Below are 15,108 nucleotides of genomic sequence, written 5' to 3'. Positions count from 1 at the left end.
GACGACCGCGGACAACCGCAGTACACCTGCCATGGCGCGGCGTGGCATCGGACCACAGTCCCTCCGCCGGCGGACGACGGTACGACCACCGCCCCCGCCCCGACCCCCGCGCCGACGCCCAATCCGGCGCCGGCGCGTCGGTTCGCGGGGAAGGTCGTCCTCGTCACGGGAGCGACCTCGGGCATCGGACGGGCGGCGGCCATCGCCTTCGCCCGGGAGGGAGCGAAAGTCGGCTTCTGCGGCAGGCGGGAGGAGCTCGGCCGCCGTGTGGAGGCGGAGATCCGCGCCGCCGGCGGAGAGGCCGCCTACACGCGGGCCGACGTCCGCGATCCCGCCCAGGTCGAGTCGTTCGTGGCCGGTGTCGCCGACCGGTACGGCCGGCTGGACGTCGCGCTCAACAACGCCGGAACCCAGATCGTGAAGCCGCTGCACGAGATGACCGTCGAGGAGTGGGACGACACCGCCCACACCAACACCCGCGGGGTCTTCCTCGCCATCAAGTACGAGGTGCCACCGATGCGGGAGTCCGGCGGCGGCGTCATCCTCGTCACCGGCTCCGCGAACGAGTTCGCCAGCAGGCCCGGACTGGGCGCCTACAGCGCGAGCAAGGGAGGCGTCACCGGCCTGGTACGCACCGCGGCCCTGGACTACGGACAGGACAACATCCGGGTTGCCGCGCTCTCCCCGGGCACCACCGACACGGGGCTGGTCGACCGCCGCCGCCCCCCGAACATCACCGACGAGCAGTGGGCAGCCGGCAAGGCCCAGTACGGCGCGGACAACGTCGACGCGCTGCGCCGGATGGCCCGCCCGGAGGAGATGGCCGCCGCCGCCCTCGCCCTGGCCTCGCCGGACATGAGTTTCCTGACGGGCACCTCGGTTATCGTCGACGGCGGCATGCTCGCCGGCCTGTGACGCCGTGTTTCAGCCGGAGGCGGCCACCGCACCGGCGGTGCTGGCGGCCAGTGCGGCCAACTCTCAACCGGAACTGATCCGGCGCCGGCATCCAGTCGCGCGGCGCCGGCGTCCGCCACGGCCGTCGCGGCGAACAGGCCGGCGACCCGCCCGTTGCGCCCCGAAAGTGAAGTGTCGGGAGGGCCACCCGTGCGGTGGTGCCGAAAAGTAGCGACTTTGCTTCGCGCAGTGGCTTTCGCCCCGCTCGTCCGATGAGGATCGGACCAGCGGAGGAGGAGCATGCGGATGTTGCGCCAGCGGCCGGTGGAGTGGGGCCATGGGATACACGCCTGGGTTCGCGGGCACCGGCGGGTCAGCGGCGGCGTAGGCGGGGTCCTTCTGCTACTGCTGGTAGCGGCCGCCCTCGCACCGGCGCCGGGATCGGGTGCGGCCCGCTCCGGCGCGGTCGGCGCGCTCGGCGAGCCTGCGCCGGTCGCGATACCGACCACCCCGGGGCCGTCGCCCGCGCCCCCGGTGGCGCCGCCGGCTCCGTCAGCGGTGCCCCGCCCGTCGGCGGCGCCGGCCCGGGTGGCCGCCGCGCCGCCGCCCGCGCCCCCGTCCCCCGCGGAGACGACGCCGACCGCCGAGCAGACGGCGGCGCCCACGCCCACGCCGTCGGCCACTCCGGACCAGGCGCGGCCCACCCGCCCGGCGACCACGTCCTACCAGTCCTGCGCGGACGCCCGCGCCGCCGGCGCCGCGCCGCTGCACAGGGGCCAGCCGGGGTACCGGTCCGCGCTGGACGACGACGGGGACGGGACCGCGTGCGAGCAGGACAGGCCGTCGGCGCTGTGCGACGAGGACGCGGGGGCACAGCGAGGCGGGCTGCCCATCCTGGAATACCTGAGCTGCTGGCTGCCCGATCTCTGAACCGCGCTCCGCGGGTGGCTTGACAGGTACCCCCTAGGGGTATGCGGCTTGCGGTCGGCGGGGTGACTCACCGGCGGAGATCGCCCCGACGGCCGCCGGGCACGGGTCGACGGCCCGCAACCGACCCGGCCGGATCGACCAGCGGAGGGCTCCGAGTTCATCCTGGCTGGCCGCTTCTTCGAGGCGAGGGCGATCTGCGGCGGTTCCACCCGCGGCACGGGGCCCGGCTCGACCCGGACTGTCGGGGTAAGTCCCTTGCTCGTGGAGTGCGTCCCACGCCAATCTGCTCATAAGCGTTGACGAACTGGCGGTGACGTGTCTTGCCCGGTGCAGACATCGGCCTGGTCAGGGAGTTGCGGCCGTGATGCCTCCGGTGACCGGCCGGGCGCGGGCATGGCGACGTGAACTGGCTGTCCTCGGTGGCTCGCAGCGCGGGCCTGGCACAGAGAAGGGCTCAACCGTGACGGAAGACCTGTACTGGGACCCGTTCGACAAGATCATCGACGTCAATCCGCATCCACTGTGGCGCCGGCTGCGGGACGAGGCGCCGGTCTACCGCAACGAGAAGCACGACTTCTACGCGCTCTCCCGGCACGCGGACGTCGACGCGGCCCACGTCGAGCCCGAGACGTACAGCTCCGCGCACGGCACGGTCCTCGAGCTCATGGGGCCGGAGCCGTTCAACACCGGTCAGATCATCTTCATGGACCCGCCCACGCACACGCTGCTGCGCGTCCTGGTCTCGCGGGCGTTCACGCCGCGACGGGTCGGCGGGCTCGAGGGGAGCATCCGCGAGATCTGCGCGGAGCTGCTGGATCCCCAGATCGGCGGCGGCGGGTTCGACTACATCCAGGACTTCGCCGCCCAGCTCCCCTCTCTGGTCATCTCCAAGCTCATCGGCGTCGACGAGGCCGACCGGGAGGAGATCCGGCAGACGATCGACCAGACCTTCCACATCGAGGAGGGCAAGGGGATGATCAACGACGTCTCCTTCGCCGCGCAGATCAAGCTGCACACCTACTTCTCCGAGCAGATCGACGCGCGGCGCACGGCCCCGCGCGACGACATGATGACCGGCCTCGCCGAGGCCGAGATCACCACCGACGAGGGCGCCCGCCGGCTCACCACCTCCGAGGCCGCCGACTTCACCAACCTGCTCGTCGCTGCCGGTACCGAGACCGTCGCCCGCCTGCTCGGCTGGGCCGGTGACCTGCTCGAGGCCCACCCGGACCAGCGTGCCGAGCTGGCCGCCGACCCGTCGCTGCTGGGCAACGCCGTCGAGGAGACGCTGCGCTACGAGTCGCCGTCCCCCGTGCAGGGCCGGGTGAACACCCGTGAGGTCGAGCTGCACGGCACCACGATCCCGGCAAAGTCCAGGATCCTGCTGCTCACCTCGTCCGCCAACCGCGACGAGCGCAAGTACCCGGACGCGGACCGCTACGACATCAAGCGCAACTTCGACAGCCACCTGGCGTTCGGCCGCGGCCCGCACTTCTGCCTCGGCGCGGCGCTCGCCCGCATGGAGGGCCGGATCGCGCTGGAGGAGACCCTGCGCCGCTTCCCGAACTACGAGGTCGACCGCGACAACGCGGTGCGCCTGCACACCAGCACCGTGCGCGGCTACGAGAAGCTGCCCATCAAGGTCTGAGTGAGCATCTCCCCGCGCGGCGCGCGGCGCGCCGCGCGGGGAGTCCGGGACCGGGTCTGGTTACGCGGGTCCGGTCCCGTGCCGGCCCGCCGCGCCGGTGGTCGGGGCCGCGGTCGGGATCGCCTGGATGGCGGCCAGAATCTCCCGGGTCTGCTCGGGGCCGAACGACGGCGGCGGCGTGAACGTCGTGCGGGTCGCCAGGCCGCCGAGGCGCTCGGCGATGCGGGCGGGGACGTCCGCGGGCGCCGCGACGATGCCGAAGGTCTCGACGACGTCGTCGTCGATCAGGGCGGCCATCTCGGTCCACCGGTTCTGCTTGGACAGCGCGGTCAGCTCGCTGCCGAGATCGCCCCATCCATGCAGTTCCAGCACGGGGCGGTAGGCCGGGGTCGACCCGTAGAAGGAGATCTGGGCGCGCATCCTTGCCAGCCCTTCGGTGATCTCCTGGTCGGTGCCGGTGGCGACGAACCCGCCGGCGACGATGTCGAAGCCGTCCAGCGTGCGGCCCGCGCGCTGCCGGCCCGCCAGCAGCGCGGGAACGGTGTGCTCGCGGATCCAGCGCGGGCTGGTGAACCAGTGGCACAGGAATCCGTCGGCGACCTCGCCCGCGACCCGGGTCATGACGTCCCCGACGCCGGCGAGGAGCACCTGGGGTGGCCCGAAAGGGTGCGGCTTCGGGACGAACGCCGGCGGCATCAACGTGTGCCGGTAGTACTCGCCCTCGAAGGCGAGCGGGGTGCCCTCCGCCCAGGACGACCAGATCGCGCGCAGCGCCAGGACGAACTCGCGCAGCTGTGGCGCGGGCCGGCCCCACGGCATCGAGAAACGGCGGGTGATGTGCGCCTTCACCTGCGAGCCGAGGCCGAGCCGGAGCCGGCCGCCGGAGAACCCGTGCAGGTCGTGCGCGGTGTACGCCAGCGACATCGGCGAGCGGGACAGCGCGACAGTGATCGAGGTGCCCAGCTCGATCGTGGACGTCGCGTCGGCGGCGAGGGTCAGCGGGAGGAACGGGTCCTGGTTCACCTCCCCGGTCCAGATGGCGTCGTAGCCGGCGGCCTGCGCGGCGCGGGCCTGGCCGGCAGCGATGTCCAGCGCGCCAAGGGTGCTGTCGACCTTCACGTTGCCGCCTCCTCGACGTCGCCCCGCGGGCCGCCTCCCGCGGGGCTCGTATGTCCTGAAAGCTAACAGCGGACGGCCGGTCGGCGCCGGGGTCGACGCGTCAACGTTTAGCGCCAAGTGATCGGCATGGGTTGGGCGTGGGCTTCATGACGTATATGGCGACAGCGAAACGCGAATGAGAAGAATGCCCGGCGCGAGGTGGCGTCGCCCGGGTCTCCACCGCCGCGGCCGGGCACCGTCGCGTCCCGATGCCGTGGCCTTCCTGCGGTGTGTAACAGGTGGGCGCGGGCCCGGTAAAGACCGGATCCGGACAACGATCCTTCATTTCCGCACGGCGGTGCGACCGAGCCTCGGTCAGCCGGTATGTTGTGCCCTTGAACGCGGTGATCGCCGGTACCCCCGGTGGTCGCCGGTCCTCATCGTGGAGGTGTCTCATGAAGCGCATCGGAATGATCGTCATGCTGGTTGCTCTCGTCGGTGGCGGTTTCCTCGTGCGGCGCCAGCGCAGCAGCTAGGCGACCCTGTCTGTCCGCGTGGCCCGGGCTGACGGGAGCGGGCCGACGGCATGACGGGTACGGCTCCCTGTCGCTGTCACGCAGGGCCCGGTTGTTTTCTGATTGTTTTCCGGCATTCACCCGCCGGGTGTCTCCCGGTATTCGCCGGTGATCGGTGGATTACCCCGGTGCGCGCGCCGGCGTGATCCTTTCGGCAGCGCTCCGGCGGGGACCTAGACTGCGCCGGGTGCACCCATTCGATGTGCCGATCTTCGGCGCGCAGCGCCCGGAGCTCGTCCAGGCGGTGGTGGATTACGCCCGCACTCGGATGAGTCTGGATCCCGTCCCGCTGGACGGTCCGAGCCCACCGGCCGAGCTGTCCGCGCGGGCCGGGCGCACGATCACCCCGGAGGGCATCGGTGGTCTCGCCGCGCTGCGGGTGTTCGACGAGGTGCTGTCGCGTGCCTGTATATCGGCGGACCACCCGCGCAACCTCGCCTTCATCCCGGCGGCGCCGACCCGGGCGGCGATCCTGTTCGACCTGGTGGTCGGCGCCTCGTCGATCTACGGCGGGAGCTGGCTGGAGGGCGGCGGTGCCGTCCACGCGGAGAACGAGGCGCTGCGCTGGCTGTCCGACCTCGTCGGCTTCCCGCCGGGAGCCGGCGGGGTGTTCGTCCAGGGCGGGACGGTCGGCAACGTCTCGGCGCTCGTCGCCGCGCGGCACGCCGCCCGGGCGCGCCGGGCGGCCCGAGGGCTCCCTCAGCCACCGCGCTGGCGGTTCCTGTGCGGCTCCGAGGCGCACTCCTCGCTGCGCCAGGCGGCCGAGGTCATGGACGTCGACCTGGTGGTCGTCCCGACCGGCGACGACGGGCGGCTGACCGGCGGGGCGGTGGCCACCGCGCTCGACGAGCTCGCCGGCGACGGCGGGGTGTTCGCCGTGGTGGCCACGGCCGGCAGCACCCAGTTCGGGATCGTCGACGACATCCGCGGTGTCGTCGACGCCTGCCGCCGGCACGACGTGTGGGTCCACGTCGACGGCGCCTACGGCCTCGCGGGCGCCGCCGCCGCGTCCGTGCGGCACCTGTTCGACGGCATCGAGGAGACCGACTCCTTCATCGTCGACCCGCACAAGTGGCTGTTCGCGCCGTTCGACGCCTGCGCGCTGGTGTACCGCGACCCGGCCGCGGCCCGCGCCGCCCACGCGCAGCAGGCAGGCTATCTGGAGGTACTCGACACGCCGGGGGCCTGGAACCCCTCGGACTACGAGGTCGGGCTCTCCCGGCGGGCCCGCGGCCTGCCGTTCTGGTTCTCGCTCGCCACCTACGGGACACATGCGTACGGTTCCGCGGTCGAGCGCTGCCTGGCGACGGCGCGGACGGCGGCCGACCACATCCGGGCCCTGCCGTTCGTGGAGCTCGTGCGCGAGCCGGAGCTCTCGGTCGTCGTGTTCCGCCGGCTGGGCTGGCCGGCCGAGAGCTATCACCGGTGGACGGAACGCCTGCTTGCCGAAGGGCTCGCGTTCGTGACCCCGACCGTGCACCGGCAGGAGACGGTGACCCGGTTCGCGATCGTCAATCCGGCGACCACACCGGAGGACATCGACCTGATTCTCGCCACCATGGCCTGAACGCCTGAACGCGCGCATGGCCTTTACAAGCGATCGCCCATGGGCTCTTCGCAAGCATGGGCTTCACAAGCGATGCGGCCGGGCCTCCGGCCGGCGTTCCGCCGGAGGCCCGGCTTTCAGGCTGTCAGACTGTCATCCCGCGGCGAATGGTGTCGCCAGCGGGAGGTCAGTACCCCACCGTGTACCGCTTGTTGCGGAACCGCGGCTTCTCCACCTCGTCCAGGACGGCGAACGCGAAATCCTCGTACGAGATCCCGATGTTGCCCTGGGCGTCGGTCACCGGGCGGTCGCCGGCCGTGCGGTAGGCCTCACGCCGGCGGCCCGGGCCGAAGTTGCGCGGCGGCGGGACGACGCAGGTCCACTTGAGGTTGTGCTTGGCGGCCCGGAGGACGTCGAGCGCGTCGGCCTGGTCGAGGGCCTCCTTGCGCTCGGCGGCGGGGAACTCCTGGGTGTCGACGATGCGCTCGCCGTCGGCGTTCTCCAGCAGCCCGCCGTTGCCGATGTGGATGACCGCGGGCGCCTTGGCACCCAGCTTGTTCGCCACCTCGACGACCGCGCGCGCGGTGTTCGCGTGTTCGGGCCGGGTGCACCCGGCGAGGGCGACCACGACCACGTCCGCGTTCTGCGCCTGCTGCTGGACCATGTCGCGCCCGGTGACGTCCCCGGTGACGGCGGTGGCCTGGCGGGGAACCCCTTTCAGCGCGTTCTGGTCCTGGTCGACCGCCGTGACCTCGTGGCCGCGCCTGACGGCTTCGGCAACGATGGACCGCCCTACCTGACCACCGGCACCGAGAACAACGATCCTTGCCATTCCTGACCTCCGGATTCGGGTGACGCAGTGACCGTGGAGATATCGATCCGCTGGCGGAACGACGGTGGCATGGTCACGGATCGTTACCTTGCGTATCGACTATGACACGCTCCGGAGTCAATGCAACTCGGCTTCGTTTGCGATCGGGAACAGCGATCGGGAACAGCGAACCGGAACAGAAGGCCGCACACCGCGGTCGAGAAGTGCCGACATCGCGGTCGAGAAGTGAAGGTCGATGGCCGTGAACTCACGGCGGATGGCCGTCACCGGCCCTGGTGGAACGGGCAGGTGACGGCCATGGCCGGTGGTCGTGCCGTCAGACGGCGGTGTCGCCGCCGGTGTTCCGGGCCGGGCTTTCTGGGCGGTGGAGGTGGGATTTGAACCCACGGAGGGGTTGCCCCCTCACACGCTTTCGAGGCGTGCGCCCTCGGCCACTAGGCGACTCCACCGCGGGCTAGCTTACGCGACGTCGTCCTGGTCCGGTTAGTCGGGGGTGCGCGGACGGCGTGTGTCGCGGCGTTGCGTCCGCCGGTCGGCGAAGAAGGCGGCGAGCTGCTCCGAGCACTCCTGCCCGCGGACGCCCGCGACGACCTCGGGGCGGTGGTTCAACCGCCGGTCGCGGACGACGTCCCACAGGGAGCCCACGGCGCCGGCCTTGTCGTCCACGGCGCCGTAGACGAGCCGGTCCACCCGGGCGAGGACGAGGGCCCCGGCGCACATGGTGCACGGCTCCAGGGTGACCACGAGGGTCGCCCCGGTCAGGCGCCAGGAACCGAGCCGGGCCGCGGCCTGGCGCAGCGCGACGACCTCGGCGTGGGCGGTCGGGTCGCCGGCGGCCTCGCGCGCGTTGTGGCCGCGGCCGAGCACCGCCCCGTCCGCCGCCACGACGACCGCGCCGACCGGGACGTCCCCGGCGGCCCGGGCGAGATCGGCCTCGGCCAGGGCGAGGCCCATCGCCTCGCGGTAGCCGTCCGTCACCGGTGCGCGGGTGTCCGCCACCGGTGAGCGGGTGTCAGCCACGGACCTCGTCGAAGATCTCCCCGGCGCCGGCCCGCTCGCTGACCGCGCTGATCACGTCGGCGGGCAGCATGCCCTCCTCGGCGATCAGCTCCAGCAGCGCATCAGCGGTCGTCCCGAGATCCGCCAGCAGGTCGAGGTCGCCGACGGGGGACGCCTGGCCCACCGGGGCGTCGTCCTCCGAGTCGTCCTCGAGCGCCACCATGGACGGGAGCGCGTCGGCGAAGAGCCGCTCGGCGAGGTCGGAGCTCAGCAGGACCCGGCGGTCCGAGAGGAAGACCTTCGGATCGGGGTCCTGCGCGCCGATGCGCACGATGGCCAGGTACTCGTCGTCCTCCTCGACGAACGCGATGACCGTGCCCGAGGAGAGGTCGTGCATGGCGTCGACGAGCGCGTCGAGATCCTCCATGTCGGCGATGTCGAGGTCGTGAGCCGTCCATCGCTCGCCGTCACGGGCGATCGCTATCCCCTTGGTGGTCACTGTCTGTCCTCACGTCCCTTCCCGCCGGGTCCTCACGTGTCCTCACGTGATCTGTGCGTCCGCCGACCCGGGGTGATGCCCCATCACTTCTGTGATTCTCACCTCTGGGTGTCCTACTCATCCACCTGGGGCGGTGGTTGCCCGCTCATGAGTGCTCCCGGACACTCGGCCGGGGGCTCGGGTCAGGGCTGGGTCTACCCACTTGGCGGCCCACCGCCGCGGGCGCGGGACGGCCGCGAGGCGGCGTGCATACCGCGAACCGCGCGAACGGCGCACAGCGCGGGGTGGGCACCGGCGGCGGGTGCGGGCATGGCAGTCTGGAGGAGCGATGATGACCCCCCTTCCACGCCGCCGGTTCTCCGCCCGTACCCAGGCCGCGCTCGCCGTCGAGCGACTGGCCGCTGAGGCGTCCCGCCGCCTCGGCCGGGGCTCGGGCGAGATGATCGGCGGCAAGCTCGCCCTTCGGATCGCGCCGGACGCACTGGCCGAGGTCGGCTCCAACCGGCTCACGGCGTGCGTCTCGGCCACGAACGGCAAGACGACCACCACCCGGCTGCTGGCCCGCGCGCTGGGGACGCTCGGCCCGGTCAAGTCGAACAGCGGGGGCGCGAACATGGCGCCCGGCGTGCTGGCGGCGCTGTCCAAGCCGCCCTACGACGCGGCCGCCGCCCTCGAGGTCGACGAGATCTGGCTCCCCAAGGTGGCGCGGGCGATCGAGCCGCGGGTGGTGCTGCTGCTCAACATCTCGCGCGACCAGCTCGACCGGTCCAACGAGACGCGACGCATCGCGGCGCTCTGGCGCGAGCTGGGCGCTGACCTGCGCGACACCGTCGTCGTGGCGAACGTGGACGACCCTCTTGTGGCCTGGTCCGCGATGACCTGGTCCCGCCAGATCTGGGTGTCGGCGGGGCAGAACTGGACCGCCGACGCGATGGTGTGCCCGCAGTGCGCCCGGCTGCTGCACCGCAACGCCACCGGCTGGTGGTGCGAGTGCGGCCTGGCCCGACCGGAGCCGATCGTCTCCGTCGCCGGGCTGGGCGAGCTGATGTGGTTCGGGCGGCGCATTCCGGCGCACATCGACCTGCCGGGGCGGGTGAACCTCGCGAACGCGGCGATGGCCGCGGCCGCGGCGCGCGAGTTCGGCGTCGACGTCGAGGACGCGCTCGCCGCGATGCGTGGCATCGGTGACGTGCAGGGCCGCTACCAGGAGGTGCCGCTGGGCCCCGACGGGAAGCTGGCCCGCCTCCTGCTCGCGAAGAACCCGGCCGGCTGGGTGGAGATGATGGAGCTGCTCAACTCCGCCCCGCCACGTCCGGTGCTGATCGACTTCAACTCGCAGACGGCGGACGGGCGCGACCCGTCCTGGATCTGGGACGTCCCGTTCGAGCGGCTCGCCGGCCGCCAGGTGCTCGTCACCGGAGGCCGCAAGGAGGACATGAGCGTGCGGCTCGCCTACGCCGAGGTGCCCCACACCGTGCACGCCGACGCCGAGGACGCCGCGACCGCGGCGAACGACAAGGCGCTGGACGTCGTCGCGAACTACACCGCCTTCCGTGATCTGCTCGTGCGGACGACCCGGTGAGCCGCGAGTCGGCGACCCGGATCGCCCTGATCTACCCGGAGCTGCTCGGCACGTACGGTGACGGCGGCAACGCGATCGTGCTCGCCCAGCGGCTGCGCTGGCGGGGGCTGCGGGCGGAGATCGTCGAGGTGCCGGCCGGCGAGGTGGTCCCGGCCGACTGCGACATCTACCTGCTCGGCGGCGGCGAGGACGAGCCGCAGGTGCTGGCCGCGGACGGCATGCGCCGCAACCGTTCCCTGACCCGCGCGGTGTCGGGCGGCGCGGCGGTGCTCGCGGTCTGCGCCGGCTACCAGGTGATCGGGGCGAGCTTCCCGGCCGGCAACGGCCGGGTCCACGAGGGCGTCCACCTGGTGGACATGGAGACCCGCCGCTCGTTCGACCCGCCGGACGTCCCGCCGCCACCGCGCGCCGTGGGCGACATCGTGGTGGAGCCCGACCAGCGGCTCGGCCTGCCGACGCTGTACGGGTACGAGAACCACGGCGGGCGCACCCGCCCGCTTCCCGGGTCCCGGGGCATCCCGCTCGGCACGGTGCGCCTCGGCGTCGGCGACGGCACCCCCGCGCGCACAGACGGCATCGTGGACGGGAAGGTCATCGGCACCTACCTGCACGGGCCGGTGCTGGCCCAGAACCCGGCCCTGGCCGATCTGCTGCTGACCTGGGTGCACGGCCGGCTGGCGCCGCTGGATGCGCCGGTCGAGGCGGACATGCTGCGCCGGGCGCGGGCGCGGGCGCTCGCCGGCGGCTGAGTGGGCGCCCGCGGACGGCTGGTAAGTGCCACCCGACGTCGTCCCGCCCGGGTCCGCGTTGACGCGCTGGGCTGAATCCGGCGATTTCCGGGGGCCGGGTGTGGTTCGGTTGGATCGTGGCGTCGAATCCCCTTGCCGGCTGGTGGGGCAAGAACAAGAGAAACGTGATCATCGCCGGGGCGGCACTTGTGGCCATCTGGTGGCTCGTCGCGGCCAATGGCCGTCCCAAGGTCGAACGGGTCACAATCCCGGATGGCTATCCGTCAGCCGACCGGGAACTGCTCGTTCAGGCACCCTCCAAACCGAATGACCCGTTGCCCCTGGTAATCATCCTGCACGATGACAATACGGATGCGAGTTCACTGGAACATGACAGTGACGCGTCGTCGCTGGCGAACCGCCGTGACTTCGCGCTCGCCTTCCCGGAGGCGGTCGCCGGTACCTGGCGACTCGACGACCCGAATGGAGCGGACCAGCAGTACCTGCGCGACGTCGTCCGCTACATGGACGAGGAACGCACCGACATCGACCTGAACCGGATATACGTCTGGGGTATCGGGGAGGGTGCGCGGCTCGCCCTGCTCGCCGCCTGCTCGCCCGGCCCCCCCGTCTACGCGGCGGTGGGCGTCGTGGGACAGTTCGAAGCGGAGCCCGGCCCCACCTGCGACAACGTCACCCAGCACGGGCGGGTTGCCGAGACGGACTGGGACAAAAAGGTCAGCAGCACGTTGTGGGACTTCTCCCGCGACCTTCGCCGGAAGGTCTGACCCAGCTTGGTTCGGTGCGCTGACCAGACAGTTCGCGCTAGTAGCAAAGAACTAGTCATTTAACAGATTGGCCGGCCGCCGGCCCCGCCGGGGACGGCTTGCTGGCCATTTCGGGGCTTGCGCCTGCCGCGGCCGTGTGGGCCGAGGGTCCGGCGCGGAGGTGCGCGTTCGCCGCGCGGAGGGGTCCTTCGAGTTTTCCCGGAGCCCCGGCCGTCCCACCCCGCGCGGGGTGGGACGGCCGGGGCTCGAGCGGTCCGTCGACGTCGCCGGGAGGGGGGTAACGGCCCCGACGGACCAGTGGGCGGCCGGAAGGCTTGAGGGGGTCCGCTGGCCGCCGGCCCGATGGGGGGGGGATCGGACAGACGGCCAGCGGAGTCCAGGGCCTTCCGGCCGGACGGACGTCAGATGGGGGGGGATCTGACGTCCGTCCCACCGGAAGGATCTCGGATCGGTGGGGTGCGGTTGACTTTCGCGTGGGCTGGTGCTGGTGCTGGGTTGGTTCGAATGGGGGTGTTGCTGCCTGATAGTGGCAGTCTGGCCGGCTAAAGCTACATCTACGCTACTTATGACGAAGTAGAATGATGCCGCAACGGCCTACCGTTCATGGCTGCCGGCCAGCTCATCGATGGCGCCACGTGGCGGAAGCATCGCGGAAGGTGTCGAAATCTGCCCGCGGCAGAGCTACTCCGGACATTCCGCAGCACAGACGTTCTGAGCAGACGTGACACCGGCGGTCCGGTACAGGGGACCTGGTGAACTCCGGAAGACCCGCCGGGCCGAGGTTGATCCCGACAACCCCGACCCGGCGGCGGAGCCGCGCGCGACCGGAGGGGGAGATCGCGCTGCGGCTCGTTCCGGGGGACGGGGCGTCTGCGTTCGGGCAGCCCCGTCCGAGCGGTGCGTGGGCTTGTGGAACGATCGACGTCGAGAACAGCCAGTCTCCTGGCTGGGCCGTGGGCCCGCCGTTCTCAGGTGACGCGGCCGACCAAGTACGAGGTCGTGTAGATCGTCTGAAGCTTGACGACATCACCAGTGCGGGGCGCGACCCACATCTTGCCGTCGCCGGCGTAGATGCCCATGTGGTAGATGTTGCCGGGGCTCCCGAAGAAGATCAGGTCGCCGGGCGCCTTGTTGTACTGGGAGATATGGGTGGTGGCCGCGTACTGCTGGTCGGTGGTACGCGGCAGGCTCTTGCCGAGCTGCCGGTACACGTACTGCACGAGCCCGGAGCAGTCGAAGGAGTTGGGGCCCTCGGCGCCGTAGACGTACGGCTTGCCGGCCTGCAGCGAGGCCAGGTAGACGGCCTTCTCGCCGAGGGTGTTGGTCGGCAGGTTGACGCTGACCACCGGGGTGTTGACGTTCACGCCCGTGCGGTCCGCGCTGCGGGAGGCCTGTGCGGGCGGCGGAGCCGGGCGGACGCGCAGCGTGGCGTCGTTCTCCGAGTGCGCCGACTGGAGGGCGTCGGTGCCGTCGAAGATCGCCGTGACGTTCGTGGTGGTGAGCACCTTCGCGGTGTACGACGCGAAGCCGCGGTCGTCCGTCGTCAGGTGCAGGAAGGTCGCCCACCCGGTCGGCAGCTTGACCTGGACCTTGATGAGCTGGTCCGGGATCGGGGCCTGGGTCTCCTCGTTGTAGAGCGAGAAGCCGATGTTGACGGGCTCGTCCGCGTTGACCGTGACCTCGGGGTTCGTCACGCGCAGGCCGACGTCGATCTTCGACGAGAGAGTCGGCGCGGAGATGTCCGTGGTGGCGTCGAGAACGGTGCCCGAACCGCCGCCGGTAGCGGTGGCGGCCTGGATGGCTCCGTCGACCGCCAGCCGGGACCCGATCTGGGTCGCGAGCGTCATCGGGGCGGTGTTCGTGCCGTCGTCCAGCGCGACGTCCGAGTTGACATCCTGGGCGCACCCGGCGAGCGCCACCCCGGAGACCGCGACGGTTCCGGTGGTGATGGCCGCGACGGTACGGGCCCTGGCTCTGGCTCGGCTGGACGCCGTGGGGGCGGACGGCGCACGGTGGCGGCCGCGCCCTTCCTGCCGGCGTCTCTCAGCATCAAGCTGCACACTTTGCGCAGACAACGTTGCGTTCCTTCCCGTACGCCTGCGAGGTGAGCTGTCGGGTTCGGGCTGGGCTGCCCGGTCCATAGCGCGACCTTCACGCGATGGACTTCACCCCTAGGCCAGCGCCGTGTCGTGGCGCCAGCCGGTGGAGGTGGGTCCCCCGCTCCTGCCCGTGGTGACGACTCGGAGGGGACACCAGGACCGCGGGCAGGATTCGGCGTTCGGTCCGGTGTTGTCGTGACGTCGGAAGCGAGACTAGTCCACACGGATGGTGTGGGTAAACACTAGTCCTCCTCAACTACGTCGAGTGTGCAAAGAAGTGCCCCTTGCTGCGCCGCATCTGCCCAGGTCAGGAGGGGTGCTGAGCCTTCGGTCACGTTTTCGGACGCCCACACGAGGATCACGTCCCAACACGTTAGGTGACCAGAACTTCCTGGCTTGCGCGGGGGTTTCCCGTACCGGCCGACCGGGCTGGGACTACCCGCGGAGCCCCTCACGGGCCCGGTTCGCTCCGTCCCCGGCCCGTCTCTTCCCGCCTCGATCCGGCGGCCGCGGACGACCGCGCGGCCCGATCCCCAGGACCCCTTCGCGGTGCTCCTGGGACGTGAACGGATCGACGCGCCGCCCGCGGGCAGGCACCCCCCGGAAGCTCCACCGGGCCTCGCTGCCACCGCGCACCGACCTGGCACCGGGCCCCGAGTCCCGCGGGCCTGGCCGGCCAGGCCCGCGGAAGTTCGTCAACTACCGGATCGGGCCAGTCGTCGTGAGCGTCCCGCTCGCCCTTTGGTATCCCGCTCGCCCTTTGGGGGCCGAACCCGGTCTGATCGCGCCCCGAAAGGGCGAGGCGGACACCAAACGGCGAGGTGGACGGCCCATGGGCGGACACGCGAGCCACCCGCCACCAGGCCGGGCCAGGGGCCAGGGGCCAGGGG

Annotated in this window: 12 protein-coding genes, 1 tRNA gene and 1 riboswitch; of the genes, 7 read left to right on the top strand and 6 right to left on the bottom strand. The window is 71.6% G+C overall.

From position 1 onward, the window contains the following. From FMEAI12_RS03130 to FMEAI12_RS03120, 3 genes are all read left to right on the top strand, one after another. The coding region (locus FMEAI12_RS03130; RefSeq protein WP_235013638.1) for an SDR family oxidoreductase at positions 1–915 on the top strand (915 nt) is incomplete at its 5' end. Between the two features lie 279 nt (positions 916–1,194). Continuing rightward, entirely contained in the window at positions 1,195–1,824 is a 630-nt protein-coding gene (locus FMEAI12_RS03125; protein WP_112104911.1) for an excalibur calcium-binding domain-containing protein, read from the top strand. Between the two features lie 460 nt (positions 1,825–2,284). Beyond that, positions 2,285–3,472 (top strand): cytochrome P450, encoded by a 1,188-nt coding sequence (locus FMEAI12_RS03120; RefSeq protein WP_112104910.1) that lies wholly within the window; start codon positions 2,285–2,287, stop codon positions 3,470–3,472. Positions 3,473–3,532: 60 nt separating this feature from the next. Here FMEAI12_RS03120 and FMEAI12_RS03115 read toward each other — a convergent pair whose 3' ends face one another. Beyond that, positions 3,533–4,591, bottom strand: a complete 1,059-nt coding sequence (locus tag FMEAI12_RS03115; protein ID WP_112104909.1) for a TIGR03617 family F420-dependent LLM class oxidoreductase — start codon at positions 4,589–4,591, stop codon at positions 3,533–3,535. 822 nt (positions 4,592–5,413) lie between these two features. Between FMEAI12_RS03115 and FMEAI12_RS03110 the strand changes: the two genes are divergently transcribed. Then, positions 5,414–6,712, top strand: coding sequence for an aminotransferase class V-fold PLP-dependent enzyme (locus tag FMEAI12_RS03110; RefSeq protein ID WP_235013639.1), 1,299 nt, complete (start codon positions 5,414–5,416; stop codon positions 6,710–6,712). Positions 6,713–6,878: 166 nt separating this feature from the next. On the opposite strand, the gene FMEAI12_RS03105 is transcribed toward FMEAI12_RS03110, so the two are convergent. The 4 genes from FMEAI12_RS03105 to FMEAI12_RS03090 all read right to left on the bottom strand — a co-directional run bounded on the left by FMEAI12_RS03105 (position 6,879) and on the right by FMEAI12_RS03090 (position 9,021). After that, the gene (locus FMEAI12_RS03105) at positions 6,879–7,523 is read right to left on the bottom strand and encodes an NAD(P)-dependent oxidoreductase (protein ID WP_071064779.1); all 645 of its coding nucleotides are present in this window, start codon (positions 7,521–7,523) and stop codon (positions 6,879–6,881) included. A gap of 362 nt (positions 7,524–7,885) precedes the next feature. After that, positions 7,886–7,972: transfer RNA gene (locus FMEAI12_RS03100), tRNA-Ser, on the bottom strand. 34 nt (positions 7,973–8,006) lie between these two features. After that, positions 8,007–8,477, bottom strand: coding sequence for a tRNA adenosine(34) deaminase TadA (tadA, locus tag FMEAI12_RS03095; RefSeq protein ID WP_071064836.1), 471 nt, complete (start codon positions 8,475–8,477; stop codon positions 8,007–8,009). 58 nt (positions 8,478–8,535) lie between these two features. After that, positions 8,536–9,021 (bottom strand): tRNA adenosine deaminase-associated protein, encoded by a 486-nt coding sequence (locus FMEAI12_RS03090; RefSeq protein WP_112104907.1) that lies wholly within the window; start codon positions 9,019–9,021, stop codon positions 8,536–8,538. Between the two features lie 328 nt (positions 9,022–9,349). On the opposite strand from FMEAI12_RS03090, the gene FMEAI12_RS03085 reads away from it, so the two are divergent. The 3 genes from FMEAI12_RS03085 (at position 9,350) to FMEAI12_RS03075 (ending at position 12,119) form a co-directional block, all read left to right on the top strand. Further along, positions 9,350–10,603, top strand: a complete 1,254-nt coding sequence (locus tag FMEAI12_RS03085; protein ID WP_020463940.1) for a MurT ligase domain-containing protein — start codon at positions 9,350–9,352, stop codon at positions 10,601–10,603. Next, positions 10,600–11,352 (top strand): type 1 glutamine amidotransferase, encoded by a 753-nt coding sequence (locus tag FMEAI12_RS03080; protein ID WP_020463939.1) that lies wholly within the window; start codon positions 10,600–10,602, stop codon positions 11,350–11,352. Before FMEAI12_RS03085 ends, FMEAI12_RS03080 begins: the two co-directional genes overlap by 4 nt. A 98-nt stretch (positions 11,353–11,450) precedes the next feature. After that, complete coding sequence (locus FMEAI12_RS03075; protein ID WP_112104906.1) at positions 11,451–12,119, top strand: PHB depolymerase family esterase; 669 nt, start codon at positions 11,451–11,453, stop codon at positions 12,117–12,119. A gap of 968 nt (positions 12,120–13,087) precedes the next feature. Here FMEAI12_RS03075 and FMEAI12_RS03070 read toward each other — a convergent pair. Next, positions 13,088–14,194, bottom strand: coding sequence for a C40 family peptidase (locus FMEAI12_RS03070; RefSeq protein ID WP_207912527.1), 1,107 nt, complete (start codon positions 14,192–14,194; stop codon positions 13,088–13,090). Positions 14,195–14,199: 5 nt separating this feature from the next. Next, positions 14,200–14,406: riboswitch (cyclic di-AMP (ydaO/yuaA leader) on the bottom strand. Positions 14,407–15,108 lie beyond the last annotated feature (702 nt).

Source organism: Parafrankia sp. Ea1.12 (assembly GCF_900465275.1).
GTDB classification, from domain to species: Bacteria; Actinomycetota; Actinomycetes; order Frankiales; family Frankiaceae; genus Parafrankia; species Parafrankia soli.
This window is presented reverse-complemented; position numbering and strand designations above follow the sequence as displayed.

Coding starts and splice junctions, on each gene's coding strand:
- FMEAI12_RS03085 (WP_020463940.1), top strand. CDS start 9,350: ATGATGACCCCCCTTCCACGCCGCCGGTTCTCCGCCCGTACCCAGGCC.
- FMEAI12_RS03105 (WP_071064779.1), bottom strand. CDS start 7,523: ATGGCAAGGATCGTTGTTCTCGGTGCCGGTGGTCAGGTAGGGCGGTCC.
- FMEAI12_RS03110 (WP_235013639.1), top strand. CDS start 5,414: ATGAGTCTGGATCCCGTCCCGCTGGACGGTCCGAGCCCACCGGCCGAG.
- tadA (WP_071064836.1), bottom strand. CDS start 8,477: ATGGGCCTCGCCCTGGCCGAGGCCGATCTCGCCCGGGCCGCCGGGGAC.
- FMEAI12_RS03125 (WP_112104911.1), top strand. CDS start 1,195: ATGCGGATGTTGCGCCAGCGGCCGGTGGAGTGGGGCCATGGGATACAC.